The following is a 24,759-nucleotide window of genomic DNA, read 5'->3' as shown; positions in this document are numbered from 1 at the left end:
CCGACGCAGCCCATAATCGCGGGCCATGACCAGGCGCCTGACCAGAACTCTCGGCAAATCCCTCGCGCTGCGATCGCTCGTCGTGATCGTTGCGCTGGCGGTCGGGCTGAGCCTGGCCGCCCTGCCCCGGCTGGAACGCTATTTCCTGACCCAGGCCGCAGCCCGCGAGGAAGCCACCCTGCGCCTGGCGACCGAGTCCCTGCGTGGGGCGCTCAGCCGAACGGAGGTTCTGCCTGGCCTGCTGGCCGAACGCCCGATCCTGGCCCGCATCCTGCGCGATCCCGACAACCAGGGCCTTGTTCCCTACGCGAACGAACAATTGCGCCAGACCTCGCTGACGCTTGATGTGGCCGATATCTGGGTGATGGATACCGAGGGCCTGACAATCGCTGCCAGCAACTACCGCCGAGAGACCTCTTTCGTCGGCAGGCGTTTCGATTACCGGCCCTATTTCACGCAGGCGCTGTCCGAGGGGCGGGGCCGCTTTCATGCGCTTGGCACCACGTCTGGCCAGCGCGGCTATTACTTCGCCGCGCCCATCCTGGATGGCACCGAGATCGTCGGCGTCGTCGCGGTGAAAATCCTGCTTGATGCGTTCGAAACCACCTGGCGCGACAGCCCCAACACGATCGTCGTGTCAGACCCGGCCAACGTGATCTTCCTGTCAGACCGGGTGGACTGGCATTTCAGCAGCCTGGGGCCTTTGCCCGAGGCCGCGCTCGACACCATCGCAGACACGCGGCAATACCCGCTCGACCAGCTGCGGCTGTTGCAGACCGAGCGGGAGGCGCTTGTTCCGGGCCATGACCTGCTGCGCGTGCGCGGCGCGGACGGGGTGGAGGAGTTCGTCACCAATACCGGGCTGATCGCGGCAGCGGGCTGGCGGGTGTCGGTGCTGACCCCCACGCGCCCCGCGCTCATCCAGGCCCGCCAGACACTGGCGCTTGTCGTGCTTCTTCTGCTTTTTGCCGGGCTTGTGGCGGTTCTGTTCCTGCAACGGCGCGCACGCCTTGTGGAACGGCTGGAACAGCAGCGCCAGCACCGCGAACAGCTGGAACGCAGGGTGGCCGAGCGCACAGCCGATCTCAACGCTGCCAACACGCAACTGGTGCAGGAGGTCGAAGAACGCAAGGTCACCGAACGGCGTCTGCGCCAGACCCAGAGCGAACTGGTTCAGGCGGGCAAGCTGGCGGCGCTTGGCCAGATGTCGGCGGCGCTGAGCCACGAATTCAACCAGCCGCTTGCCGCGGTGAAGGCCTATGCGGAAAACGCCGCCACATTCCTTGACCGCGACCGGACCGAGGACGCGCGCAAGAATATCGGCCTGATTTCCCAGATGGCCGACCGCATGGCGTCGATTTCCAAGCATCTGCGCAATTTTGCCCGCCGTCCGCAGGACAAGATCGGGCCGATCCCGCTGCTGACGGTGCTCGACGATGCGCTCGAGTTGATGGCGCCCAAGCTGAAGGCCGCCGGGGCCGAGCTGCACTACACGCGCCCGGAGGCCGAGCTTGAGGTCATGGGCGGTCGGGTGCGCCTGCAACAAGTGCTGGTCAACCTCTTGTCCAACGCGCTCGACGCGATGGAGCGGCTGGACGCGCCGCAGATCGAGATCACCGTGCTGACCGAAGGCAGCCGCAGGCGGGTTGAGGTGCGCGACCGGGGGCCGGGCCTGAGCGAAGACACGCTGGCCCATCTCTTCGATCCGTTCTTCACCACCAAGAGCCCCGGCAAGGGGCTGGGGCTGGGGCTGTCCATCTCCTACAATATCGTGCGCGATTTCGGCGGCACGCTGGCGGCCCGCAACCACCCCGAAGGGGGCGCGGTCTTCAGCGTCGACCTTGCCGCGAGCGATGCGCGCACAAGCAGCGAGGCCGTGGCCGCCCAATGACCCGTGAACCCATTCTGTTCGTCGATGACGAGGATCACCTGCGGCTGGCGGCAGAACAGACGCTGCAACTGGAGGATCTGGAGCCGGACTGTTTCGCCGATGCGGCCAAGGCGCTGACCCATGTGGCGCGCGATTTTCCCGGCATCCTGGTCACCGACATCCGCATGCCGGGCATGGACGGGCTGACCCTGATGGCGCGGGCGCTGGAGATCGACCCGGAATTTCCCGTGATCCTGGTCACGGGCCATGGCGACGTCGACCTTGCCGTTCAATCGATGCGCGACGGAGCCTATGACTTCCTCGAAAAGCCCTATGACCCGGCGCGACTGGTCTCGACCGTGCGCCGCGCGCTCGACAAGCGGCGGCTGACGCTGGAAAACCGGGCGCTGCGCCGGCAGGTGGGCGGGCGTGACAAGATCGAGGCGCGCCTGACGGGACGCTCGGAGGTGATGGTTCGGCTGCGCGAACAGGTGCGCGCCATCGCGCCCACCGATGCCGACGTGCTGATCCAGGGCGCGACGGGCACGGGCAAGGAAGTAGCCGCACGGGCGATCCACCGCGCCAGTGCCCGTGACGGCAAGCCCTTCGTCCACATCAACTGCGCCGCCCTGCCCGCCGACCTGATCGAGAGCGAGCTTTTCGGGCACGAGGCAGGCGCGTTCCCGGGCGCGACCCGGGCCCGTTACGGCAAGTTCGAACATGCCCGTGGCGGCACTGTCTTTCTGGACGAGATCGACGCGATGAGCCCGGCGGTGCAGGCCAAGCTGCTGACCGCGATCCAGAACCGCAGCATCACGCGGCTCGGCTCGAACGACCCCGTGGCGCTGGACCTGCGTTTCATCGCGGCCTCCAAGCAGGACCTGGAGGCAGCCGCGGCCACGGGCGGCTTCCGCTCGGACCTGCTCTACCGACTGAACGTGGTGACCTTGCGCATGCCCGACCTTGAGGAGCGGCGCGAAGATATTCCCCGGCTGTTCACGCATCTCGTGGCAGAGGCGGCTGCGCGCTACAAGCGTCCGGTGCCCGAGGTGCCCGGGGCTGTCCTGGGGGCAGTGGCCGCCCGCCGCTGGCCCGGCAACGTGCGTGAGCTGCGCAACGCGGCCGACCGCTTCGCGCTTGGGCTGGACCTCGATATCGGGGTCGAACCCGAAGCGGTGCCAGAGGGAGTCACCCTGGCCGATCGCATGGCGGCCCACGAAAAGGCCCTGATCGCGGCCAGCCTAGCCGCCCATGGGGGCAGCCTGAAAGAGACCTACGAGGCGCTCGGGCTGAGCCGGAAGGCACTTTACGAGAAGATGCAAAAATACGGGCTCTCGCGCGGCGATTTCAGCGACGCGGGGTGACGGCCCGTCGATGCACCGACGACCGGGCCTCTGAAAACCCCGTTGCCTGCGCCCGATGGATCCGGCGCATTTCGCGGCGCGTGGCGCGTCGCCACCCCGCGAATGTGTCGGTTCGGGAACATGGCGGGACCGTCTTTGTCCCTCTTTCCACCCACACCCGGGTTTTTCTGCCCCGGCGCTCGTCTTTTTTCCTGGGCTCGCGTTGAACGAGTCACCCCTCCCGACGCTTAGTTCCGGCGCAGCCCCGAGCAGGGGCGACCGGATGGAGAGGAGGCTTCATCCGGAAAAGCCGGCAGGGACCGGCATGAACCGGAGGACACTTCAGTATGAAACTCACCAAGATCACGGCGTTCGCGCTGACCACCGCGCTGACCACGACCGTCGCCTTTGCCGACGGCCACATGGACCGCGAAGGCTGGCCGGAAAGCTTCACCGTGGGCACCGCCTCGCAGGGCGGCACCTACTTTGCCTACGGCTCGGGTTGGGCGAACCTCGTCGCGGAAGAGCTGGGCATCACCGGCGGCGGCGAAGTCACCGGCGGCCCGATGCAGAACATGGCGCTGGTGCACACCGGCGAAGCCCAGTTCGGCATGACCACCATGGGCCCGGCGGCTGAATCGCTTCAGGGCACCAACCCGATCGCGCCCGGCCTGCCGATGACCAATGCCTGCGCCATGTTCCCGATGTACCAGACCCCGTTCTCGGTCACCGCTCTGGCCTCGTCCGGCATTACGTCCATCGCGGACATCCCCGCAGGCGCCCGCATCGGCTTCGGCCCCGCAGGCTCGACTTCGGACACCTACTTCCCGCGCATGATGGAAACCCTCGGCGTGGACTTCGAGCGTCGCAATGGCGGCTGGTCCGACCTGGGCGGTCAGCTTCAGGACGGCCTGCTGGACGTGATCGCCTTCGCAGCCGGTGTGCCGGTTCCGGCGGTGAGCCAGCTGGAAGTGCAGACCGACGTGAACATCATCGAGTTCACCGAGGAAGAGCAGGCCACCATCATGGAAGCCTTCCCGGTTTCGGCCTTCAACATCGCGGCCGACACCTACACCACGCTGGACCACGATGCACGCTCGGTCTCCATGTGGAACTTCGCCATCGCGAACTGCGACCTGCCGGCAAGCTTCGTCTACGCCGTCGTCGACGTGGTGATGTCGGACAACGAGCGCATGGTGAACATCCACCGCGCGGCCCGCTCCACCCTGCCCGAGAACTGGGACAAGAACGGCGTCCTGATGTGGCACCCCGGCGCGGCCCAGTGGTTCATGGAAAATGCTGGCGCGGATATCCCCGCCGACATGATCCACGGCGACATGTAATCGTGGCCTGAGGCCTTCAAAGAACCTGTGCCGCGCCCACCCCCGGGCGCGGCATTTTCAAACCGGGATCCGCCCCTGACAACCGACCGGGCGGAGCGGAGGGGACAATGACCGACCAAACTGCAAACGACGAAGACGTCATCCTGGCCGAAGGCGTGGACGAAGAACCGGTCGAACGGAACCGGCGCCTGTTCACGGGCCTGTCCATGACCGTTCTGGCAACGCTGGCGACGCTCTACGCCGCCTTCCACATGATCGCCCTGAACGGTGTGTCCATCAGCGACTGGACCGGGATCGACATTCCCTTCCTGCCGCAATTCCCGCTGGAGACCTGGAACTTCCGGATCGTGCACATCGCCGGTGCCGTGGTTCTCGGCTACCTTCTGTTTTCCGCGCGCCTCTTCACCGATGAAGAGCGGCCCGCGACCCCGATGCTGACCAAGGCGGGTTACATCCTGCTCATTCCGGTGGCCATGGCCGCCTATACCGCGATCAGCTTCGGCTTTCTCATCAATTCGGGCACGCTTCAGGAAATGGGCGGGCTCACGGTCTGGATTTCCAGCCCGCAGATCCCCGCCGGCGCTGCTGTCTATGCCCAGGAAACCTACTGGTTCGGCCTGCCCCTGCTGCTGGCCGTGGCAGGCGCCATCGTCCTTGGCTGGTTCGAGAACGCCCCGCGCCACCGCTTTGCCACGTCCGACATCGTTCTGGCGGCCTGCGGGGTTGTCGTGGCGCTCTACCTCGTGCCGATCTACGGCACTGCGGCGCGCAACTCGGTCGGCACGCCCTTCGTGCCCGTTGGCGTGGCCTTCGCGGCAACGGCGGGCACCGCGCTGATCATGGAACTGACGCGCCGCGTGGCGGGCCTGGCGCTGGTGATCATCACCGGGGTTTTCCTGGTCTACACCTTCACCGCGCATCTGCTGCCGGGCATCCTGGCGGTGCAGACGCCTTACACCTGGCACCGCTTCTTCGGCCATGTCTATTCGGATGCAGGCATCCTCGGGCCAACCACGGCGGTCAGCTCGACCTACATCATCCTCTTCATCATCTTCGCCGCCTTCCTTCAGGCTTCGAAAGTGGGCGACTACTTCGTGAACTTCGCCTTCGCGGCCGCAGGCCGCGCCCGCGGCGGTCCGGCCAAGGTGGCGATCTTCGCCTCCGGCCTGATGGGCATGATCAACGGCACCTCGGCGGGCAACGTGGTGGCGACCGGGTCGCTGACCATCCCGCTGATGAAGAAGGTGGGGTATCACAAGAAGACCGCCGGCGCGATCGAGGCTGCGGCCTCCACGGGTGGGCAGATCATGCCGCCGATCATGGGCGCCGGTGCCTTCATCATGGCCGAGATCACGGGTATTCCCTATACCGAGATCGCCATCGCAGCGGTCATTCCGGCGATCCTCTACTTCGCGTCGATCTACTTCATGGTCGATCTCGAAGCGGCGAAACTGGGTATGCGGGGCATGCGCGAGGACGAGTTGCCGAAGCTCAACAAGATGCTGCGGCAGATCTACCTCTTCATCCCGATCATCATCCTGATCGTGGCGCTCTTCATGGGCTACTCGGTGATCCGGGCGGGAACGTTGGCCACGGTGGCAGCTGCCATGGTCAGCTGGCTTACCCCCAACCGGATGGGGCTGCGCTCGATCCTGCATGCGTTCGAGCTTGCGGGGATCATGTCGATCCAGATCATCGCGGTCTGTGCCTGTGCGGGCATCATCGTGGGCGTGATCAGCCTGACCGGTGTTGGCGCGCGCTTCTCGTCCATGCTGCTCGACATCGCGGCGGCCTCGCAACTGCTGGCGCTGTTCTTCGCCATGTGCATCGCGATCCTGCTTGGCATGGGCATGCCCACCACGGCGGCCTACGCGGTTGCGGCCTCGGTCGTGGCACCGGGCCTTGTCGACCTGGGCATCCCGCAGCTGACGGCGCATTTCTTCGTCTTCTACTTTGCCGTGGTCTCGGCCATCACGCCCCCCGTGGCACTGGCCAGTTACGCGGCGGCGGGGATTTCGGGCTCCAACCCGATGGAGACCTCGGTTGCCTCCTTCAAGATCGGGATCTCTGCCTTCGTGGTGCCGTTCATGTTCTTTTACAACTCGGCCATCCTGATGGACGGGACCTGGTTCGAGGTGATCCGGGCGGCCCTGACCGCGACCGTGGGCGTGTTCCTTCTGTCTGCGGGCATGCAGGGCTGGTTCATGGGCGGGCGGATCGCGTGGTTCCTGCGCGTGGGCCTGACGGCGGCCGCGCTCTTCATGATCGAGGGCGGCTGGATCACCGACATCATCGGTGTCGGGACGGCGGTGGTCATCTACCTGGTGCAGAAGGTGGTTCACCCCTCGCCAGATGCCACCTTCGACGTGCGCGGCGCGGACTGACGTCCCACGGTCAGATATGAAAAGGAAAGGGCCGCTCGGCAGAGCGGCCCTTTTTTCATGTCACCATCCCAAAGAAAAAGCGCGCCCCGGATCAGGACGCGCAATTTCGTATCGGGCCGAAAGGCCCCTGGATCAGGCGGCTTCTGCTTGGTTGCGGCGTTCGCTTTCTTCGCGGCTCAGCGCCACGGAGGTGCGCACACCGTTTGCCACGAAGGCCATGAGCCCGCTCACCACCCGCTCGTTCGGGTCGATGCCGGCACAGGACAGAACTTCGCGCCCATCACGGGACCGGGCCCACCGGGCGATCTGCTCGGGGCCGTTGCCGTATTTCTTGTCGTCAGCGATGGCGTCATCCAACGCGGCAAGGACCACGGCGGCAAACAGTTTGCGCGACCGCTGGCCCTGCTCATGGTTGAAAGCCGTTCCATCAACGAAATCTCGCATTTCGTCGTCCTTTGTTATTGCTCTTGCATTTCTGGCGTGGCGTCCCTTATGCCCATTCAAGAGGCGATTCGGGTGTGTAATCTCTGCATACTAGCCATGCGCGTTACGCATGGCTCGTCCACAATCCCATCTATTTCAGGTGTATTGCCACCCCATCCGACGGAAGATATAGGAACCGTCAAGATTTTCTCAACCTTTCGCCACGGAAAAGACTGATGCCCAAGATCAACGGCAACGAAATTCGCCCGGGAAACGTGCTGGAACATAACGGCGGCCTCTGGGCGGCTGTGAAGGTGGACCACGTGAAGCCCGGCAAGGGCGGCGCCTTCGCCCAGGTCGAAATGCGCAACCTGCGTAACGGCTCCAAGCTGAACGAGCGGTTCCGCTCGGCCGACAAGGTCGAACGGGTGCGGCTGGAACAGAAGGACCAGCAGTTCCTTTACGAGACCGACGGGATGCTGGTGTTCATGGACACCGAGACCTACGAACAGATCGAACTGCCCGCCGACCTGCTCGGCGAACGCCGCCCCTTCCTGCAGGACGGCATGACCATCGTGGTAGAATTCTACGACTCCGAGGCGCTGAACGCGACGCTGCCGCAGAAGGTGACCTGCCGCATCGCCGAGACCGAACCGGTGGTGAAGGGCCAGACCGCCGCCAACAGCTTCAAGCCCGCGATCCTCGACAACGGGGTCAAGGTCATGGTGCCGCCCTTCGTGGGCCCGGACGAGGATATCGTGGTCAACACCGAGACCATGGAATATTCCGAACGCGCCTGATCCCGGGCCTTCGTCCGCCAGGACCCGCCGCCCGGTGCCCGTCAAAGGGGGCCGGGCGGTTTTCGTTTCAGCGGCTGCCGCCCCAGGGCGAGCCACGCCCACTGGGGCCGCGCCTTCGGCCTGCGCGCGGGATGGATGTCACACCGCCTTCCTCTTGCCGAGGGGCGCTGCTGCGGCGCCCGGCCCCGCCCGAACTCGGCACGCCGGACCAGCGCGTCGCACCATAGCGCGTCTCTTCGTGGGGCGGGCGGCCGTGGGTTCGCTGCCAGAAGGCCGGGCCGCCCCGGCGCAGAAAGGCGGGCAGAACCAGCACAAGACCCGCGATGAACCCGCCAGCATGGGCCCAGTAGGCGACGCCGCCGCCTGCCGCGTCGCTGGCCGCCCCGCTGACCAGCTGCATCCCGAACCACAGCCCCAGCATCAGCCAGGCGGGCACGGTGATGACCTTGAAGATGATGAACAGGATCAGCGCCACATCGACCCGGGCCCGCGGGAAGAGCAGCAGGTAGCCCCCCATCACCCCCGCAATCGCCCCCGAGGCCCCCACCATGGGCACCTGTGAAAACGGATCGGCGGACATCTGAGCGAAGGCCGCCGCCACACCACTGGCCAGGTAGAACAGCAGGTAGCCCAGATGGCCAAGCTGGTCTTCGAGATTGTCCCCGAAGATATAGAGAAACAGCATGTTGCCGATGATATGCATCCACCCCCCGTGCAGGAACATCGAAGTCAGGATGGTATGCATCTCTCGCCCCTGCGAGGCCTCGGCCGGAACCAGCGCCCAGTCCTGGTAGAAGGCCATCAGCAGGCGATCCTGCCCACCGATGCTGGGAAAGTAGCTCAGGAACACGAAGACATTGATGGCAATCAGCGCCCAGGTGACGTAGGGCGTGCGTTCGGACGGGTTGTGGTCACGAATTGGAAACATGGGGTCCAGATTGGCCCCATGCCCGCCAAGGTCAAGGGCGGACTGCGATCACTCCAGCTCCTTGAACTCTTCCGCCGTCAGGGCCAGCCGGATTTCGCGCCGCACCAGCTTGCGCACGTTGCGGGTGATCCGCACGCCCAGTTCCCCCTGCAATTCCTCGCGCACCACTTCTCCGATGATCTGGCGCAGCATTTCCTCGTCGACAAAGCCCTCTCCCTCGTCGGGGAAGGTGAACGGGCCTTCGCCGAGGTCTTCAACCGGGGCCGGGTCTTCCTCCTGTGCCAGGAAATCGGCCACTTCCTCGGCCACGACCTCGCGGATCATGGCGGGATCATCAGGGGCGATCTCGGGCGCTGGCCCTGGGTCGCTGTCAGGCTCGGCCTCTGGCAGGGCAATAGCCTCGGGGGCGTCCTCCGCCGCCTCGGGGGTGATGCCCACCTCCTCGTCCTCGGCGGCCTCCTGCGCCTCAGCAACGCCAGCCGCATCTTCCAGTGACGCACTTTCGGCGTCGGACTCGACCAAGGCTTTCACGACCTCGACGCGCACCTGGGCCGGGGCATCGGCTGCGCCCCTGGTCCGGTCCGTAACGGGATGGGCGCCGCGCGCCTCTGCCAGTTGAAGGGTAGGCTCCGGCAATTCCTCGTCGATGAAAGAGCCGTCGCCCTCCTCTGGCTCATAGTCCCGCACGCTTCGGGTGCTGCGGATGAAGGAGAGCTGGAAATCCTCCGGGCTGATGTCGTCATCGGCCTCGCTCGCTTCGTCCTGTGCGTCCAGAACGGCCTCTGTGATGTCCTGGGGCGCGTCGAGCGCCTCTGGCTCTGGCGCGGCCAGGGCCGCATCCTCGGCCTCTGCCTCGGCGGTTGCGAGCGCCTCGGTCTCTCCGGCTTCTTCCCACTGGTCGGCCTGAAGCTGCGGGTCGGCCTCGTCCTGCGCCGCGTCCTCACCGAATTCCTCTGCCCAAAGATCGCGCGCCCAATCCTCCCCGTCGGCGCGGGTGGGGGCGGCGGCGTCCTGCCCGTGGCCCTGGTCCTCTTCGGTGCGCGGGGTGATCGGCACCCAAGGGTCCTCGGGATCGGTCACGCGCAGTGCAGGGGTCAGGATCAGGGTGTCCGAGATGACGGGGGCCTCGGCCTCGACGTTTGCGGCAGCCTCGTCCGCTTCCGGCTGGCTTGCCAATTCGGGCTGATCGACCGGGGCGGGTTCGGGGATCACGGCGCGCGGAGGTTCGGCGCGTTGCGGCGGCTGATGTTCCGACACAAGACGCCGGATGGAGGACAGGACATCCTCGATCTCGTCCGATTTCGCTGCGTCCGCCATGCTCACCACTCCGAACTTGCCGCGCCTGCCCCTAGGCACATGGGTTTGTTTTCCGGGCAGGATAGACTCCCCCGGGGCTTCGGGCAATGGATAGCTAAGATTGGCGCTATCGCGCTCAGTTCCGGCCGAGCCGTTCCAACACCGCGTCGAGTTGGGCACCTTGCTGCGAGATCGGGCGCATCGGTGCGTCACTGACGGCATTGAAATAGGCCGTGGGGTCATATTCCGGCACGTCGAGATGCAGGTGTTCGACCGTGAGCAGGCCCATGGCGGCCAACAGCCCATAGCTGGCGGTATAGAGCGAGGTCTGCGCCTCGATCAGGCCGATCCGCGCCTCAAGAAGGTCCTGCTCGGCATCGAGCACATCAAGCGTGGTGCGCGCGCCAAGCGAGGCTTCCTCCTGCACGCCCTCGAAGGCCAACTGGCTGGCCCGGATCTGCTGCTGCGACGCCTGAATGGAGGCCCCGGCGATCCGGATCTGGGCGAAGGCATTGCCGATCCCCTGCAACACTTCGCGCGTCGCATAGTTCAGTTCGGCCTGCGTGGCATGGAGAGAAGCCAGCGCGATCCGCTCGGCCGAAGCGAGACGCCCCCCGGCATAAAGCGGCTGCGTCAGTTGCAGGGTCAGCTGGCCCGATTCCTGGCCCGACGACGGCTCCACCCCCACATTGGCCGAGAGGTTCAGCTCCGGACCGTAATCGGTGCGGGCTGCGGCAAGGCTCAGCTCATCGGCGCGCACTTCGTGCTGAAGCGCGATGATCGACGGGTGAGAGGCGCGGGCAATCGCCTCGGCCTCACCCTCGGTCGGCGGCAGAGAGGGAATGGCGCCCGGGCCGGTCAGGCCATTGGGGCTGCGGCCGACGGCGATCTCGAACAGTTCGCGGTCGATCATCATCGTGCCCTGCGCCGCGACCAGCGCGCCGCGCGCCTGCGCCAGCTGCGCTTCGGCCTGGGCCACGTCGGTCCGGGTGGCTTCGCCGACTTCGAACCGGTCCTCTGCCGCGCGCAGCTGCTGCGTGATCACACGCACGTTGCTTTCGCGCACCTGCACCACCTGCATGTCGCGCCACAATTGCATGTAGGCGGTCACCGCATCGAGCAGCACGCGCTGTTCAAGGTTGACCAATCCCTGCCGGGTGGCCAGCACGGTTTCCTGGGCCGCATCGCGTGCCAGCCGGGTGCCGCCGCCATCATAGAGCAGCATCGAGGCCACGAGGCTCAGCCGGTCGGTCTGGCGCGACGAGGGGTAATCCCATTGCGCCGAGGCCACGAAGCTCAGCACCGGGCGCAGCCCGGCAACCTGCTGCGCAACGCCTTCGTCCTGAAGGCGGAGCAGGTAACGGTTCTGTTCCAGAAGGTCGGAGTTGCGATAGGCATCGGCCATCGCGTCGGCCAGCGTGTCAGCAGCCGCCGCGACCGACACGATCAACGATCCAACCGCCAGTGCAGTTGCGGCCAAGAAGGTTCGGATCGTCACTCGCATCGTCGCAGTCCCCCGGTCAGGCCCCGGCGGGAAACCCGGGGTACACACTTATAAGACGAAACCCGACGCCTTTGTGAAGCCGGGCAGAACCGGTGCCGTAGCGTTAAACGCCATGCGCCAGTTCATCTTGCCATCCAATTTGTGACCGATCCGGCATTCTCCAAGGGCTCCGTCCATGAAAATCGCCGCAATCCGTCCGCCATCTTTCAGCTGGTCGATCAGGGCGGCGGGGATGGTTTCGACCCCGCCCTCGATCACGATCACGTCGTAGGGGCCGTGCTTGGCGCTGCCCTCGGCCAGAGCGCCCTCGATCACGGCCACGTTGTCGACACCCTGTTCACCCAGGATGCCCTGCGCCTCGGAGGCGAGGCTTTCAACCTCTTCCACCGCGACTACGGCTTCGGACAGATGCGCCAGGACAGCCGCCGAGTAGCCAAGCCCGCAGCCCAGGTCGAGCACCATCTCGTCGGGTTGCACATCGAGCGCATCCAGCATCTTGCCCTGGTTGCGCGGCTCCAGCACCACGCGCCCGCCATCGAGGGTCACGTCGCCACCGACATAGGCCACGGCGCGTTGTGCTTCGGGCAGGTAGGCCTCGCGGGCCACGCTCAGCATCGCTTCGATGATGTTGAACTTGGTGACGTCCTGCGTGCGGACCTGCGTATCGACCATGACGGTGCGAAGGGCGGCGAAATCTTGCATGTTCAAACCCGGGAATGCTGTGGTTTGGCCCCTCTTGCCACAGCCATGCGAGAGGAGCAACGGACAAGCCGCCGCGCGCGGGCGGTCAAGTTGGAAGCGATGCAGAATTCCCGCAAAGGCCGCTTGCACAAGGCGCGGTTCTGGGGCAAAACGCCCGGCAACCACAGGACGGCGAGTTGGCGGAGTGGTTACGCACCGGATTGCAAATCCGTGAAGACCGGTTCGATTCCGGTACTCGCCTCCACTCTCCTCCATCATCCGTCGAAGCTGATTCGAGATTTTCCCCAGTCGACTCAGACAATTGCTTAGCAGGTGAAGCGTTTGGCTTCAGGCTTAAGGTATCTTATGATCATCAGATATACTTATGGAAATGCGCCTATTCGTTTGAGCAAAATTAGCGCTGATGACGTAACGTCAATAAGCTATATCAAATTCACTTTTTGATCTCATTTTCCTTCTTTGGCGCTCGTCCCAGATATATTATCAATCACGAATGTTGGCCGGATCAACCATATCCTATGGCACAGGTCCGGAGCGTTCGTGGCAGGCAGCATTCTGGTGAACTTGCGTATCGGGCAGTGCGTGGCATTAAAACGCCAACACAAATCACTGTCGTCTCCCGAAACGAGAAACGTAGAAACGAAAGTGAGACGAAATGGACTTTGCTCTTCATCACACCACCACACCGCACCGCATGATGATTCTGGCCGATCACATGCTTCTGGCGGAATCCATCGCGCTGCTTCTCGAAGGCTCGCAACGCTTTTCCGTGAAGATCACCTCTGATCTGAACGACGCCCTCGTCGCCCTGGCCGGGGACGAGATCGACCTGCTGCTCTTTGACTGGCAGATGCACGGCATGGCGGGGATGAGCGACGTTGCCAAAGTCATGGATCTTGCAACGGACGCAAAGGTTGCGGTCCTGTCCGAGAAACTGGAAGCGCCCACCCTGCAGGCCCTTCTGGGGGCCGGGGTGACGGGCATCATCGAAAAGGACATGTCGCTTAGCGCGCTCGATAGCGTGCTGGAACTGGTCCTGAGCGGCCAGTCATTCGTGCCGGTCCGCACCGCGACCAGCGCAGCGACTTCCACCGAAAAACGCAGCCTGAACGACATCGAACTTTCTGTCCTGACGCGGGCTGCCGACGGTCAGAAGAACAAGGAAATCGCCGGCAACCTCGGACTGAGCGAAGTCAGCATCAAGATGCACATGCGCAATATCTGCAGCAAACTTGGCGCCAAGAACCGTGCCCATGCTGCCGTTATCAGCCGGGAACTCGGCCTGATCTGAGAACAGTCCCCTTACCCACCTGCAATCGCATGTCGATTGCACGTGGAGTGGCAAAGGATACGCCTGTGTATCTTTGGGTTGCTTTGATCAATTCTTCTTGACCGCTAAAGAGCAGCAGATGCCTATAGAGCATTCGATCGTGAAATCTCGGGTGATTGACTGAGGGAACCAAGCGCACCCGCGCGTTTGGACCTCTTCTTTTGCAGACACGAGCGCGACACGTCGGCCATGCCAAGAAAAAGAAGAACAAGAGACCACATGCTACTGAACGAAGACACCGCCCCGGTGACTATCCTGATCGCGGATGATCACCTGCTTATGGCCGAATCCGTTTCGGCTGTTCTGCAATCCACGGACAGGTTCGAGGTCACGATCGTGCCGGACTACCCGAGCGCCCTGAAGGATGTGACCGCGAATAACCCGGACATGGTGCTGCTCGACATCCGGATGCCGGGCATGCAGGGCCTTGCCAGCATTGAAGAGATGCTCGGTGCATCAGACGACACCAAGGTCGTGCTTTTCGGGGGGGATATCGAACCCACGCTGGCGCGCGCGTCGCTGGAACTGGGCGTCGATGGCATCATCGAAAAGGGCATGTCGGTCACCTCGTTCACCAGCGCCATCAACCTGATCCTGTCGGGCCAGGTGTTTGCCCCGGTGCACCTGCCAGCGGCGGCGCCTGCGGGAATCGAAGGCGACGTGTTGAACGACGTGGAGACCTCGATTCTGACACGTGCGGCCGGCGGTATGAAGAACAAGGAAATCGGCACGGACCTCGCCCTGACCGAGGTCAGCGTGAAGATGCACATGCGGTCGATCTGTCGCAAGCTTGGCGCCCGCAACCGCGCCCATGCTGCGATGCTCAGCCGGGACCTGGGCCTGATCTAAACACATTATCCTGTCATATGAGCGACTTGCAGTTCTGGTTTTGCGCGTCTGTTTGAGGCGGGAAACCAGACATTTGTTTCTCGCTAATTGTCAGTGATAAATATATGTTTCAAGTTCCGCTTCTGGCCTTGTTTTATTGAGAACATCACTATTTTTAGGCGATCAAACTGGCGGAGATCGACCAGTGGACAAAGCACATGTCTAGAATTCTCAATGACGGTGCACTTTGAAAGTAAACAGACATGCAGGAAATCACGCTGCCCGCAGGCACCCTTGGGCGCATCCTGATCGCCGACAATCAACTGCTTCTGGCGGAAGCACTCGCTCGTATCCTGGAGGCCACCGGCAAGTTCGTCACCTCAATCGTGGGTGACTTTGCCACTGCGCTGGATCAGTTGGCACTTGAGACCACGGATATCCTCCTGATCTCGATCAAGCTGCCAGGTTTTCTCGGCATTGGCAGCCTTGAGCAGGCGCTTGCCGCACGCAAAGAGGCCAAGGTCGTTCTGATTGGCAGCGCCATCGAACCCCCACTCGCCAAGGCGGCGCTCGCCGCTGGCGTGCATGGCATTATCGAAAAGGACATGCCGATCGACGCCCTGTCCTCGGCGCTGGACCTGATCCGCTCGGGACAGGTCTTTGCCACGGTGCGCATTCCGCCTGCGGGCTCCCGCATACCGGCCCAGTCCGACCTGACTGAAGTCGAACTGTCGGTGCTCAGAAAGACCGCCGAAGGAATGACGAACAAGGAAATCTCGGACAACCTCGTGCTGCCCGAGACAACGATCAAGATGCACCTGCGCGCCATCAACCGCAAACTCGGGTCTAGGAACCGCGCCCATGCGGTGACCGTCGGCCGGGAACTCGGCCTGATCTGACGCCAGCCCGCGCCTCAGGGCGCTGGCGGATACAGCACCGGGAACGCCTCGCCTTCGAAGGGCGTCCCGGGCGTGTAGGCGAGATCGGGAAAAGCCGGAGAGGTCTGGCCCGGACGCTCGGCAAAACGCGCATCATCCCCCACCCACCGGATCGAGATCACCCGCCGCCGCGTGGGCGAAGCATTGGCCGGCGCGCCGTGCAGCGTCGAGAAGGCGAAGGCCACCGCGTCGCCCGGCTCCATCTCCCAGCCCAGGATGTCCAGTTCGCCGCGCAGCGCGTCCACATCGGGCACCGCTTCGGAGGCATCGCCCTGAAACAGCGGCGTGCCGTCGAAGCGATCGGGCCGGAAAGACTTGTTCCAGCGATGAGAGCCCGCCACGTATTCGATCGTGCGCTCACGCGGCACCGGGTCAAGCGGCACCCAGAAGCTTACGGTCTTTTCCGCTTCGACAAGGTAATAGGGCGCGTCCTGGTGCCAGGGCGTCACCACCGAATTGCCCGGCTCCTTGACCAGGATATGGTCATGAAACACCCGTGCCGTGCGCGACTGCATCAGCCGGGCGGCCATTTCCGCCATCGGGCTGTCTTTCACAAGGCCGCGATAGCCGTCGAACTCGTTCCACACCACGTAGTCCTGGAAAAAGGGCGCACTGCCGTCGCCGGGGCGATAGGTGCGTTCCCGCCAGGACGGATTGGCCATGTTTTCCTCGATGGCCTGCCGGACACTGTCCACGTGATCGCGGAATGCCCCCTTGAGTAGAACAACCCCGTCCCGCTGAAACGCTTCGATCTGCTGGTCGCTTACCATCGCCTGCCGCCTTCCTGTCCCTGTTCTGTCCCGGCAGTTTGACGCGACTTTCGGGGGCCGCGTCAACGCCCATGTCGCGGGTGGCCGCGCGCCTGTCGCATCGGGGGTTTGCCTTGCCCGCGATCCGCGTCCATTCTGCCCCGGGGACCGGGGAGGGTCCCGCGCCATGACACGCCAGACGACAGACCCTTCGCCTGACCGCGACGCCACCGGGGTATCTTATGCCGAGGCCCCTCTGCGCGCGCCTGCCCAGGTCATGCGCCTTTCCCGGCTCGGGTCGCTGCACCAGTGCCGGCTGAGCTTCATGCGTCAGCTGACCCGCCGCATGGCCCTTGAAGGCTGGCATTTCACGCGCACTGCGTTCGAGGTCGATGCAAGCGGCGTGGGCCATGCCGTCTACACCGCCACGGGGCCCGATCGGTCCTATTCGCTGGTGGCCTTTGCCCATGACCTGCCCGACCACCTGCGCTCCGACCGGGTCATCGCCGAGGCCTGGGACGCGACCTTTACCCTTTTTGACGGGGTGCCGGGCACGGAAGACATCGCGCGCCTGTCGCGCAACGTGCCGGTGCAAGAGGCAGGTCGCATAAGTGAAAGTGAACTCTCGCTTTCGCGGGCCAACAGGTCCGTGAGGCTGTGGACACATGTGGTGGATCGGCTGGCTGCGGGCCAGCAGCCCGACGCCGGGATGATCGCCGAGGTGGGCTACCTGATGCGCACGACCGCCGTTTACGGCTCGGGCAAGTTCGGCGCGGCCGACCGCGAGGTGATTGCCGGGCGCGCGGAAATGGCCGCGCCCTTCCAGGCCGAGATGCTGTCGGTTTATCTTACCCGCTGGTTCGTGCGCGACATGGTCGAGCACATGGCCCGGATGAAGGGAGGCGCGCGCGCCGTCCGGCTTGAGCCCGGTCTCGCCCGCCGTCTCGGCATCGGCAATTCCACCGGGCTCGGCATGGCTCCCTTCCTCGTCAATCACCCGATGCTGGTTAACAACTGGATCCTCGTTCGCGAAACCGCGCTGGCCCGCGTGCGCGCCCTGCCCAGGGCCGCGCCGGAGGAGATCGCGCTCTTTCGCGACTTGCTGGCGCGCAGCGCGCGGGCGCTGGATCACTGGCGCACGGAACACCCGGTGCAACTGGCCAAGCTCGCTGCCCTGAAGGCTGATCTGGCGACGCTTCTGGCAAGGGCCGGTACGGACCTCGGCCGCGACCACCCCTGGGACCGGCTGATAACATGGGCCGAAGGGGCGCTTTCTCCCGAAGGGCAGGAACTGCTCGTCTCCCTGGTGCTGGAACCGTATGGCCCCCTCGTCGACGGGCTCGGCCCCTGCATGGCGGCGGTGGAAGAGGCCGGGTTCCGCATCGACGGGGCAATGACACTGGCGCAGCTCGCCGCGTTGATCGAAGCGCATTACCCTTGGGCGCTCACGACCGACTGGTCCGCACCCGCGGCCACCGCGCGCGCTTGGTATGTGTCCGAGGAAAAGCTCGAACCGCGCCTTGGCGAGCGCGCCGAGGAACCGATCGAACCCTATGAACAGCCGCTCGGCCCTGGCCGCGACGCCGCCCGGCTGCACGCGGCCCTGGCGGGCTGGCCCGGCGACACGACGCTTGCGACCTTCCTGCTGCACCATCCCGAATACCGACACACCGCCCGGCGCGTCCAGATCGCGGCCAAGGCCCCCTATGGCGAACTGCGCGACAACACGCTGGCGGCCGAGATGCTGCCCATCGACATGCTGCGCGCCAAGCTTTCCTTCTTCGGCGCGACCAGCTTCGATCCCCGGTCCGACCGATGGATCCGGATCACCATGTTCGCAGGCGCGCCATACCCGCCCGAGCTTGACAGCACCAACGCCGACTTCTGGGTCTATCCAGAGGCCACGGCATGAGCCTGTCCCTGAACGAAGCCGAAAGCCTCGCCAAGACGGCCGCCCGCGGCGCGGGCCTGAGCTGGGGCATGGCCGAGGAGGCGGCGAAAGCCACCCGGTGGCTTGCCGTGCGCGGGGTCGATGCCTGCGACCCGTTGGTGGCGCTGCTCTTTCGCCATGACGAGGAAGGCCATGCCCAGACCGGCCCGCAGGCGCTTGGGCCGGACTGGCAGGGGGCCGAGGGCTGGCTGTGCCCGGTTGCCTGTGGCGCGGTTCTGTCGGACCTCGGGGACGAGGTGCAATTTCCGCTGACGCTGCGCCGGGTCGCCCTGCCCGTCTTCCTGTTGCCTTTCGCCGCGCAACTGGCCAAGGACCTTGGCCGCCCCCTTGTCCTGTCCTGGGACGGAGGCGACGCCCTGACCGATGGCAACGCGTTCACCCTTCACGTCCCGCCGCCGATGTCGGACGTGACACTGCGCCTTGGCGACCCTGCCCAGGCCCCTGCGGCCTGCCCCCACCATACCCGCACCGATACCGACCAGATGATCCTGGTCTCGCTTGGCATCTATGCCGCGCGCACCCGCGCCCCCGCCACCGACCAATCGCGCCTTGCCGGCGCCGGTGCCGGGCTGACCGATAACGACTGAGGACCGAGAGATGACACAGACCCGCACCATGACGCTTGCCGAGATCGAAGATCTTTCCTTCCGCGCGCTCGTCGCCGCAGGCACCAGCCCCGACAATGCCCGCCCGCTCGCCGTTGCCACCGCCGCGACCGAGGCCGATGGCGTCGCCAGCCACGGGCTCGCCTATATCCCGATCTATGCCGAGCACGTTCAGTGCGGGAAGGTGGACGGGCAGGCCAGGCCGGTGATGGACATCCCGCGCCCAGGCACCATCACCGTGGACGCGGCAACCGGTTTTGCCCATGCCGCGATCGACCTCGGGTTCAACGAGCTGATCCCGCTGGCCCGCGAACAGGGCATCGCGGCGCTGGCCATTCGCAACAGCTACAATTGCGGGGTTCTGGGCTATCACACCAAGCGGCTGGCCGAAGCCGGGCTGGTCGGGCTTGGCTTTACCAATGCGCCTGCCTCCATCGCGCCTTCGGGCGGATCGAAGCCCGTGGTCGGCACCAATCCCTTCTCGCTTGCGGTACCGGGGCCGGACGGCCAGCCAGCGCTGCTGATCGACCAGAGCGCCAGCACGATTGCCAAGAGCGAGGTGATGAAACACGCCCGCGAGGGCAAGCCCATTCCGCTTGGATGGGCGCTCGATGCAGACGGCAACCCGACCACCGACCCCGAGGTCGGGCTCAAGGGCTCCATGGCGCCTTCGGGCGGCTACAAGGGGGTTGGCGTGGCGCTGCTGGTCGAAACCTTCGCCGCCGCTCTGGCGGGGGCCACGCTTGGCAAGGATGCCTCGCCCTTTTCCGGCACGGCGGGCGGGCCGCCCAAGACCGGCCAGTTCTTCATCGCGATAGATCCCGGCGCCACCTCGGGTGGGGCCTTCGCGGACCGCATCGCGGCGCTCACCGGGGCCATTCACGGGCAGGAAGGCGCCCACCTGCCCGGCGACGGGCGTGCAGCCAAGCGGGCGAAATCAGCCGTCGAGGGCGTCGCTGTCAGCACCGCGACGCTTGCCAAGATCGAGGCGCTTCTGGCCTGAGCCTCAGGCGAAACAGATCGAAACCTTCCCGAAAGGGCCGAAATCGGCATGGAAGCGGCTGCCCGCAGGCGCTTCCACCGGTCGGATGAAGCTGCCCGATAGCACCACCTGCCCGGCGCGGATCGCCTCGCCATATTCCGCAAGCCTGCGCGCAAGCCACACGATGCCCTCCACCGGGTCGTTCAGCACGCCTGCGCCAAGCCCGGTTTCCTCCACCACCCCGTCGCGCGCCACGATAGCCCCGATCCAGCGCAGGTCGAGCGCGTCGGGCGCATGGCGCGCTGGCCCCAGCACCAATCCCGCATTCGCCGCGTTGTCGGAAATTGTATCGACGATGCTGCGCGCCTGCCCCGTGGCCGGGTCCTGGCGCAGGATGCGCGTGTCGAGGATTTCGAGGCTCGGGCAGACATGGTCCGTCGCTGCCAGAACCTCGTCGCGACTGACCTCGCCTGCAAGGTCCGCCTTCATGACAAAGGCGATCTCGGCCTCGACCCGTGGCTGGATGAACCGCCCTTTCGGCACCTCGCCCCCGTGCTCGAAGACCATATCGTCGAGCAACACCCCGCTGTCGGGAATGTCGATGCCAAGCGCATCCTGCATCGCCCGCGACGTCAGCCCGATCTTCCAGCCGATCTGCCGCCGCCCTTCGGCCAGCTTGAGGTCGACCAGCGCCTTCTGCACCCGGTAGGCATCGTCCATCCCCATCCCCGGATGGGCAAGCGACAGAAGCCCCATCTGGGTGCGCGTGCGTTCCGCGCGCAAGAGGGTGTGTGCCGCCGCCACGGGATCAAGACCCCGGCTCATGCCTCGTCCTCCACCGTGTTGACCAGGGTGCCGATCCCCTCGGCGCTGACCTCGATCACATCGCCGGGGACCAGGAACCGGGGCGGGTCGAACCGCGCCCCCGCACCCGTCGGCGTTCCGGTAACGATGATGTCACCGGGCTCCAGCGTGGTGAAGGTCGAGATGTATTCCACCTGCCGCCGGATCGGGAAGAGCATCCGCGCGGTGCGGTCGTCCTGCCTCAGCTCGCCGTTCACGCGGGTCGTGATCCGCACGTCATCAAGCTGCGCGGCATCGCGGAACGGCACCAGCCACGGCCCCATCGCGCCAGAACGGTCCCAGTTCTTGCCCTGCGTGACGTTGAACTTGGCATGCCGAACCCAATCGCGGATCGTGCCCTCGTTGCAAAGCGTCACGGCGGCGATGTGGTCATAGGCCCTGCTGGCCGGGATACGCCGCCCGCCCCGCCCGATCACGATGGCGATCTCGCCCTCGTAATCGAGCTGATGCGATTCCGGCGGCCGGATCAGCGGCTGCCCGTGCCCGGTGAAGCTGGAGGCAAACCGCGGGAACAGGGACATGTTGGGCGGAGCCTCCTGCCCGTCCTTATATTCGGCATTCCGGTCGGGAAAATTCACCCCCACGCAGATGATCTTGCCCGGGTCGGGAATGGGCGGGGCGTAGGAGAACGCCGCATGGGTCACGGCCCGCCCGATGGCAGCCGCTTCCACCTCGGCCAGCCCCTGCGCGGCAATCACGTCCCGCAGGCCCGGCCATTGGGGAAAGTCGGGGGACAGGGCCACGAAGCCGCCCTCGACGATCACGCCCCAAAGCCGCTCTCCGTCCGCGTCAACGGTTGCACATCTCATCGCTGCTGTCCCTTCTTCTTGGCCCAAATACTCAGAGATGCGCCCTCTCAAGGCGCGACGATCGGTTGTGCTTTCAGCACCGGCTCGGCCACGTCCGCCCCGTCGAACAGGCTGCCCTCCTCGAACCAGCTGCGCGGCGCAGGCGCGCCCCACAGGGTCTGGCGCTGCGGATCCTTGAGATCCCACTTGATCGGTTCCAGGTCCGGATCGACCGTCTGGTAATCGGAACAGTAGATCTCGATCCGGTGCCCGTCAGGATCCCGGATATAGAGGAAGAAGGCATTCGATATGCCGTGTCGCCCCGGTCCGCGCTCGATATTGTCGACCCACCCGGTGGTCGACATGAGATCGAGCAGGTCGATGATGTTGAGCGGCGTCGGCACCCAGAAGGCCGAGTGATGCAGCCGCGGCCCGCGCCCGTTGGTGAAGGCCACATCATGCACACCGCCCTTGCGATGCATCCAGGCCGCCCAGATGCGGCCGGTCTCGGCATCCTCGGTATACTCGGTCACCCGGAACCCCATCTCGTTGTAGAAGGCGACCGCGGCATCCACGTCAGAGGCGAACATGTTGAAGTGATCGATCCGAAGAGGGCGCACGCCGGAATAGAGCTTGTATGACTGGTGGATGGGCTCCAGCCGATCCATCTTCACGTAAAACTCCAGCGGAATGCCCCAGGGGTCGCGCGTCAGCAAGGTCCTGCCCTGGAAGGGCCGCTCGACCCAGTCGACGGGCAAGCCCTTGCCGGCAAAGAAGGCGGCCGCGCGCTCCAGGTCCGGCTGATCGAACAGCTTGAAGCCAAGAACCGCCACATCCGCCGCCTTGGCCTCGCGCAGGATGATGCAGTGATGCCCCCGCTCCTCCATTGCGCGCAGCATCAGAAGACCGGGCTCTTCATGGGTGATCTGAAGTCCGAGCGTATCGACATAGAAGGCCCGCGAGCGGTCCAGGTCCGTCACGCGATATTCCACGTGACTGAGCCGAACGATGTTGAACGGTGGATAGAGCACCGGGGCTGGAACGGGCATCGTCTTTGTCTCCTCGCCTGGGGTCGGGGAAGAATTTTCCAGAAAATTCTTCCAGCCCTCTCCTGTTTCAAGCGGCAGAATTTTCCGGAAAATTCTGCCGCGCATTGTCAGAAGGATTTTCCAGAAAATCCTTCTTCGCCATCAGACCGGGAAGATCACGTTGGTCTGCCCCGTGCCCGGGCTCGGGCTCGGGAAGTATTCGGTCACAACTTCGCAGGGCTTGTCATAAGCATCCCAGCCAAGCGCGCCATATAGCATCGCTGTGTCGTGCATCGACCCCTCGCCGCAGCAGAACTGCGCGTAGTCCGGCAGCATCCTCAGGAACGTCGCGTGATCGCCGCGCTGCCACATCTCCAGCACATGCAGGTCCATCTGCCGGTTGAATTCCGAGCTGATGGTGAAGGTCCCGTTATTGGCGGCGTAGTCCTTGTTGGCCCAGATCTTGTGGCTGAGCGAGCCGGAGGCGACCAGCAGAACCTTGCTGTCCGATGCCTCTACCGCCGCCCGGATCGCCTCACCCACGACCCGGCTTTCCTGGTGATCATGCACTGTGCACCAGGCCGCGACCGAGACCACCTTCATCTCATGTTCACGGCTCATGAATCGCATCGGCACCAGCGTTCCGTATTCCAGCTCCAGGCTATCCAGATGATGGGCCAGCGTGTGGACACCGCGCGCGCTGGCCTCCGCCGCAATCGCGTCGCCAAGTGCCGGGTTGCCGTCATAGCCATAGGGCAGGTTCTGGATGAACTGGGGAAACTCGTTCGACGTGAACAGCCCCTCGAAACGGGTATTCGCATTGATGTGGAACCCGGCGTTGATCACCCAATGCGTGTCGCAGATCACCACCGTATCGGCGCCAAGCGCCTTTGCGCGGCGCGCAATTTCCCGGTGTCCGTCGATGGCGGCCTGCCGCTTGCCCTGGATAGGGCCCTCCTGCTCGGACATGAGCATGGTGGGCACGTGGGTCATCTTGGCGGCGAGAACGATCTCTCCCATCGCTTTGCTCCCCCTATTGTGCGCCTAGGCGCGGGATTCGGTGCTGACCGGTGGCCAGGCCGATATGCTTCTGCTCCATGTAGAACTCGAAGCTCCAGTCCCCTCCATCACGCCCGATCCCAGAGGCTTTCACCCCCCCGAACGGGGTCGGCAGGTGGCGCACGTTTTCCGAGTTCACCCAGATCATCCCCGCCTCCAGCTTGTCGGTAAAGCGCAATGCTCGGCTGAGGTCATTGGTCCAGACATAGCCCGTCAGACCGTAAGGGATGTCATTGGCGATCTGCAGCGCCTCGTCTTCATCCGTGAACCGGATCGCGGTCAGGACCGGGCCGAAGATCTCCTCCTGCGCGATGGCCATTGCGTTCGTGGCCCCGGTGAAAAGCGTTGGCTGCACGAACCATCCGGTGTCGCCCTCCCGCGTGCCACCCGCTGCAATCTCGGCCCCCTCGGCGCGGGCCTTGTCGAAATAGGAACAGACCTTGTCGAAATGGGTCTTGTGGATGAGCGGCCCCACTTCCGTGGCGGGATCGAGCGGGTTGCCCACGCGGATATTTCTCACCCGCGCGGCGAGGTTCGACAGGAAGTCGTCCGCTACGCTGTCCTGGATCAGCAGGCGCGAGGACGAGGTGCAGCGTTCGCCATTGAGCGAATAGATCATGAAGATCGCCGCATCGAGCGCACGGTCCAGATCGGCATCCTCGAAGACCACGACCGGGTTTTTGCCCCCAAGCTCGAAATGGACACGCTTGAGCGTGTCGGCCCCCTGTTTCATGATCATCGAGCCGGTTCTGGACTCGCCCACGAAGGCAATCGCCTTGATATCGGGATGTTCGGTCAGGGCCTTGCCCGCATCTTCGCCGAACCCGTTCACAAGGTTCCAAACGCCCGGCGGCAGGCCCGCATCCTCAGCAATTTCCATCAGGATGCGCGCGGTCACGGGGCTGAACTCGGCGGGCTTGTGCACCACGGTGCAGCCCGCCGCCAGCGCCGGCGCGATCTTCCATGTGGACAGCATGAAGGGCGTGTTCCACGGGGTGATCACTCCGACCGGGCCAATGGGCACGCGGGTGGTGATGTTCATCA

Annotated in this window: 22 protein-coding genes and 1 tRNA gene; 12 read left to right on the top strand and 11 right to left on the bottom strand. The window is 64.8% G+C overall.

The window, feature by feature from the left end; genetic code table 11:
• Positions 1-25 precede the first annotated feature (25 nt).
• The 4 genes from ACEQXV_RS06755 (at position 26) to ACEQXV_RS06740 (ending at position 6,940) form a co-directional block, all read left to right on the top strand.
• The gene (locus ACEQXV_RS06755; RefSeq protein WP_370268427.1) at positions 26-1,891 is read left to right on the top strand and encodes an ATP-binding protein; all 1,866 of its coding nucleotides are present in this window, start codon (positions 26-28) and stop codon (positions 1,889-1,891) included.
• Complete coding sequence (locus tag ACEQXV_RS06750; protein ID WP_370251559.1) at positions 1,888-3,234, top strand: sigma-54-dependent transcriptional regulator; 1,347 nt, start codon at positions 1,888-1,890, stop codon at positions 3,232-3,234. Before ACEQXV_RS06755 ends, ACEQXV_RS06750 begins: the two co-directional genes overlap by 4 nt.
• A gap of 326 nt (positions 3,235-3,560) precedes the next feature.
• Positions 3,561-4,556: a TAXI family TRAP transporter solute-binding subunit gene (locus ACEQXV_RS06745; protein ID WP_370251561.1), complete on the top strand. Its 996-nt coding sequence runs from the start codon at positions 3,561-3,563 to the stop codon at positions 4,554-4,556.
• 107 nt (positions 4,557-4,663) lie between these two features.
• Positions 4,664-6,940, top strand: coding sequence for a TRAP transporter permease (locus tag ACEQXV_RS06740; protein WP_370268426.1), 2,277 nt, complete (start codon positions 4,664-4,666; stop codon positions 6,938-6,940).
• A gap of 132 nt (positions 6,941-7,072) precedes the next feature.
• Here ACEQXV_RS06740 and ACEQXV_RS06735 read toward each other — a convergent pair whose 3' ends face one another.
• A complete protein-coding gene (locus ACEQXV_RS06735) occupies positions 7,073-7,384 on the bottom strand; it encodes a DUF6280 family protein (RefSeq protein ID WP_370268424.1) in 312 nt (103 codons plus the stop codon).
• Between the two features lie 215 nt (positions 7,385-7,599).
• Here ACEQXV_RS06735 and efp point away from each other — a divergent pair, with 215 nt between their 5' ends.
• Entirely contained in the window at positions 7,600-8,163 is a 564-nt protein-coding gene (gene efp / locus ACEQXV_RS06730; protein WP_370268423.1) for an elongation factor P, read from the top strand.
• Between the two features lie 67 nt (positions 8,164-8,230).
• Here efp and ACEQXV_RS06725 read toward each other — a convergent pair whose 3' ends face one another.
• The 4 genes from ACEQXV_RS06725 to ACEQXV_RS06710 form a co-directional block, all read right to left on the bottom strand.
• Complete coding sequence (locus ACEQXV_RS06725) at positions 8,231-9,091, bottom strand: rhomboid family intramembrane serine protease (RefSeq protein ID WP_370268422.1); 861 nt, start codon at positions 9,089-9,091, stop codon at positions 8,231-8,233.
• A gap of 48 nt (positions 9,092-9,139) precedes the next feature.
• Positions 9,140-10,408: a hypothetical protein gene (locus ACEQXV_RS06720; RefSeq protein WP_370268420.1), complete on the bottom strand. Its 1,269-nt coding sequence runs from the start codon at positions 10,406-10,408 to the stop codon at positions 9,140-9,142.
• Between the two features lie 115 nt (positions 10,409-10,523).
• Entirely contained in the window at positions 10,524-11,891 is a 1,368-nt protein-coding gene (locus tag ACEQXV_RS06715; protein ID WP_370268419.1) for a TolC family outer membrane protein, read from the bottom strand.
• Between the two features lie 48 nt (positions 11,892-11,939).
• Positions 11,940-12,593, bottom strand: a complete 654-nt coding sequence (locus ACEQXV_RS06710) for a protein-L-isoaspartate O-methyltransferase (RefSeq protein ID WP_370253904.1) — start codon at positions 12,591-12,593, stop codon at positions 11,940-11,942.
• A 170-nt stretch (positions 12,594-12,763) separates the two neighbouring features.
• Here ACEQXV_RS06710 and ACEQXV_RS06705 point away from each other — a divergent pair.
• The 4 genes from ACEQXV_RS06705 to ACEQXV_RS06690 all read left to right on the top strand — a co-directional run bounded on the left by ACEQXV_RS06705 (position 12,764) and on the right by ACEQXV_RS06690 (position 15,650).
• Positions 12,764-12,837, top strand: a tRNA-Cys gene (locus ACEQXV_RS06705).
• Between the two features lie 411 nt (positions 12,838-13,248).
• The gene (locus tag ACEQXV_RS06700; protein WP_370253903.1) at positions 13,249-13,884 is read left to right on the top strand and encodes a LuxR C-terminal-related transcriptional regulator; all 636 of its coding nucleotides are present in this window, start codon (positions 13,249-13,251) and stop codon (positions 13,882-13,884) included.
• 258 nt (positions 13,885-14,142) lie between these two features.
• Positions 14,143-14,772 carry a response regulator transcription factor gene (locus ACEQXV_RS06695; protein WP_370253902.1) on the top strand — a complete coding sequence of 210 codons (630 nt, stop codon included), beginning with the start codon at positions 14,143-14,145 and terminating at the stop codon, positions 14,770-14,772.
• 242 nt (positions 14,773-15,014) lie between these two features.
• Positions 15,015-15,650 (top strand): response regulator transcription factor, encoded by a 636-nt coding sequence (locus ACEQXV_RS06690; RefSeq protein WP_370253900.1) that lies wholly within the window; start codon positions 15,015-15,017, stop codon positions 15,648-15,650.
• Between the two features lie 14 nt (positions 15,651-15,664).
• Here the strand turns inward: ACEQXV_RS06690 and ACEQXV_RS06685 are convergent, their stop codons facing one another.
• Positions 15,665-16,459: a phytanoyl-CoA dioxygenase family protein gene (locus tag ACEQXV_RS06685; RefSeq protein WP_370253899.1), complete on the bottom strand. Its 795-nt coding sequence runs from the start codon at positions 16,457-16,459 to the stop codon at positions 15,665-15,667.
• Between the two features lie 256 nt (positions 16,460-16,715).
• Between ACEQXV_RS06685 and ACEQXV_RS06680 the strand changes: the two genes are divergently transcribed.
• Genes ACEQXV_RS06680 through ACEQXV_RS06670 form a run of 3 tightly spaced genes read left to right on the top strand, consistent with a single transcriptional unit; the run spans position 16,716 to position 19,997 of the window.
• Positions 16,716-18,350 carry a hypothetical protein gene (locus ACEQXV_RS06680; RefSeq protein WP_370268436.1) on the top strand — a complete coding sequence of 545 codons (1,635 nt, stop codon included), beginning with the start codon at positions 16,716-16,718 and terminating at the stop codon, positions 18,348-18,350.
• The gene (locus tag ACEQXV_RS06675; protein WP_370253898.1) at positions 18,347-18,976 is read left to right on the top strand and encodes a DUF3726 domain-containing protein; all 630 of its coding nucleotides are present in this window, start codon (positions 18,347-18,349) and stop codon (positions 18,974-18,976) included. Before ACEQXV_RS06680 ends, ACEQXV_RS06675 begins: the two co-directional genes overlap by 4 nt.
• A 10-nt stretch (positions 18,977-18,986) precedes the next feature.
• Positions 18,987-19,997 carry an Ldh family oxidoreductase gene (locus tag ACEQXV_RS06670; RefSeq protein WP_370268418.1) on the top strand — a complete coding sequence of 337 codons (1,011 nt, stop codon included), beginning with the start codon at positions 18,987-18,989 and terminating at the stop codon, positions 19,995-19,997.
• Between the two features lie 3 nt (positions 19,998-20,000).
• Here ACEQXV_RS06670 and hpaH read toward each other — a convergent pair whose 3' ends face one another.
• The 5 genes from hpaH to ACEQXV_RS06645 all read right to left on the bottom strand — a co-directional run.
• Entirely contained in the window at positions 20,001-20,801 is an 801-nt protein-coding gene (gene hpaH / locus ACEQXV_RS06665) for a 2-oxo-hept-4-ene-1,7-dioate hydratase (RefSeq protein ID WP_370253895.1), read from the bottom strand.
• A complete protein-coding gene (locus tag ACEQXV_RS06660) occupies positions 20,798-21,649 on the bottom strand; it encodes a fumarylacetoacetate hydrolase family protein (RefSeq protein WP_370268416.1) in 852 nt (283 codons plus the stop codon). The genes hpaH and ACEQXV_RS06660 overlap by 4 nt, the downstream gene beginning before the upstream one ends.
• Before the next feature lie 47 nt (positions 21,650-21,696).
• The gene (hpaD, locus tag ACEQXV_RS06655; RefSeq protein ID WP_370253892.1) at positions 21,697-22,677 is read right to left on the bottom strand and encodes a 3,4-dihydroxyphenylacetate 2,3-dioxygenase; all 981 of its coding nucleotides are present in this window, start codon (positions 22,675-22,677) and stop codon (positions 21,697-21,699) included.
• A 141-nt stretch (positions 22,678-22,818) separates the two neighbouring features.
• On the bottom strand, positions 22,819-23,676 hold the full coding sequence (hpaD, locus tag ACEQXV_RS06650) for a 3,4-dihydroxyphenylacetate 2,3-dioxygenase (RefSeq protein ID WP_370268415.1): 858 nt from the start codon (positions 23,674-23,676) through the stop codon (positions 22,819-22,821).
• A gap of 13 nt (positions 23,677-23,689) precedes the next feature.
• Positions 23,690-24,759: aldehyde dehydrogenase family protein (locus ACEQXV_RS06645; RefSeq protein ID WP_370268414.1), on the bottom strand; the 1,070-nt coding region annotated here is incomplete at its 5' end.

The sequence above is a fragment of the Nioella sp. genome (assembly GCF_964229645.1).
Classification (GTDB): Bacteria; Pseudomonadota; Alphaproteobacteria; order Rhodobacterales; family Rhodobacteraceae; genus Nioella.
Note: the sequence above shows the minus strand (reverse complement) of the source record. Positions and strands in the feature narration are given on the sequence as shown.

Bases quoted from the DNA above. Each gene is read 5' to 3' on its own strand.
- ACEQXV_RS06755 (WP_370268427.1), top strand. From the start codon at position 26: ATGACCAGGCGCCTGACCAGAACTCTCGGCAAATCCCTCGCGCTGCGA.
- ACEQXV_RS06750 (WP_370251559.1), top strand. From the start codon at position 1,888: ATGACCCGTGAACCCATTCTGTTCGTCGATGACGAGGATCACCTGCGG.
- ACEQXV_RS06745 (WP_370251561.1), top strand. From the start codon at position 3,561: ATGAAACTCACCAAGATCACGGCGTTCGCGCTGACCACCGCGCTGACC.
- ACEQXV_RS06740 (WP_370268426.1), top strand. From the start codon at position 4,664: ATGACCGACCAAACTGCAAACGACGAAGACGTCATCCTGGCCGAAGGC.
- ACEQXV_RS06735 (WP_370268424.1), bottom strand. From the start codon at position 7,384: ATGCGAGATTTCGTTGATGGAACGGCTTTCAACCATGAGCAGGGCCAG.
- efp (WP_370268423.1), top strand. From the start codon at position 7,600: ATGCCCAAGATCAACGGCAACGAAATTCGCCCGGGAAACGTGCTGGAA.
- ACEQXV_RS06725 (WP_370268422.1), bottom strand. From the start codon at position 9,091: ATGTTTCCAATTCGTGACCACAACCCGTCCGAACGCACGCCCTACGTC.
- ACEQXV_RS06720 (WP_370268420.1), bottom strand. From the start codon at position 10,408: ATGGCGGACGCAGCGAAATCGGACGAGATCGAGGATGTCCTGTCCTCC.
- ACEQXV_RS06715 (WP_370268419.1), bottom strand. From the start codon at position 11,891: ATGCGAGTGACGATCCGAACCTTCTTGGCCGCAACTGCACTGGCGGTT.
- ACEQXV_RS06710 (WP_370253904.1), bottom strand. From the start codon at position 12,593: ATGCAAGATTTCGCCGCCCTTCGCACCGTCATGGTCGATACGCAGGTC.
- ACEQXV_RS06700 (WP_370253903.1), top strand. From the start codon at position 13,249: ATGGACTTTGCTCTTCATCACACCACCACACCGCACCGCATGATGATT.
- ACEQXV_RS06695 (WP_370253902.1), top strand. From the start codon at position 14,143: ATGCTACTGAACGAAGACACCGCCCCGGTGACTATCCTGATCGCGGAT.
- ACEQXV_RS06690 (WP_370253900.1), top strand. From the start codon at position 15,015: ATGCAGGAAATCACGCTGCCCGCAGGCACCCTTGGGCGCATCCTGATC.
- ACEQXV_RS06685 (WP_370253899.1), bottom strand. From the start codon at position 16,459: ATGGTAAGCGACCAGCAGATCGAAGCGTTTCAGCGGGACGGGGTTGTT.
- ACEQXV_RS06680 (WP_370268436.1), top strand. From the start codon at position 16,716: ATGCGCCTTTCCCGGCTCGGGTCGCTGCACCAGTGCCGGCTGAGCTTC.
- ACEQXV_RS06675 (WP_370253898.1), top strand. From the start codon at position 18,347: ATGAGCCTGTCCCTGAACGAAGCCGAAAGCCTCGCCAAGACGGCCGCC.
- ACEQXV_RS06670 (WP_370268418.1), top strand. From the start codon at position 18,987: ATGACACAGACCCGCACCATGACGCTTGCCGAGATCGAAGATCTTTCC.
- hpaH (WP_370253895.1), bottom strand. From the start codon at position 20,801: ATGAGCCGGGGTCTTGATCCCGTGGCGGCGGCACACACCCTCTTGCGC.
- ACEQXV_RS06660 (WP_370268416.1), bottom strand. From the start codon at position 21,649: ATGAGATGTGCAACCGTTGACGCGGACGGAGAGCGGCTTTGGGGCGTG.
- hpaD (WP_370253892.1), bottom strand. From the start codon at position 22,677: ATGCCCGTTCCAGCCCCGGTGCTCTATCCACCGTTCAACATCGTTCGG.
- hpaD (WP_370268415.1), bottom strand. From the start codon at position 23,676: ATGGGAGAGATCGTTCTCGCCGCCAAGATGACCCACGTGCCCACCATG.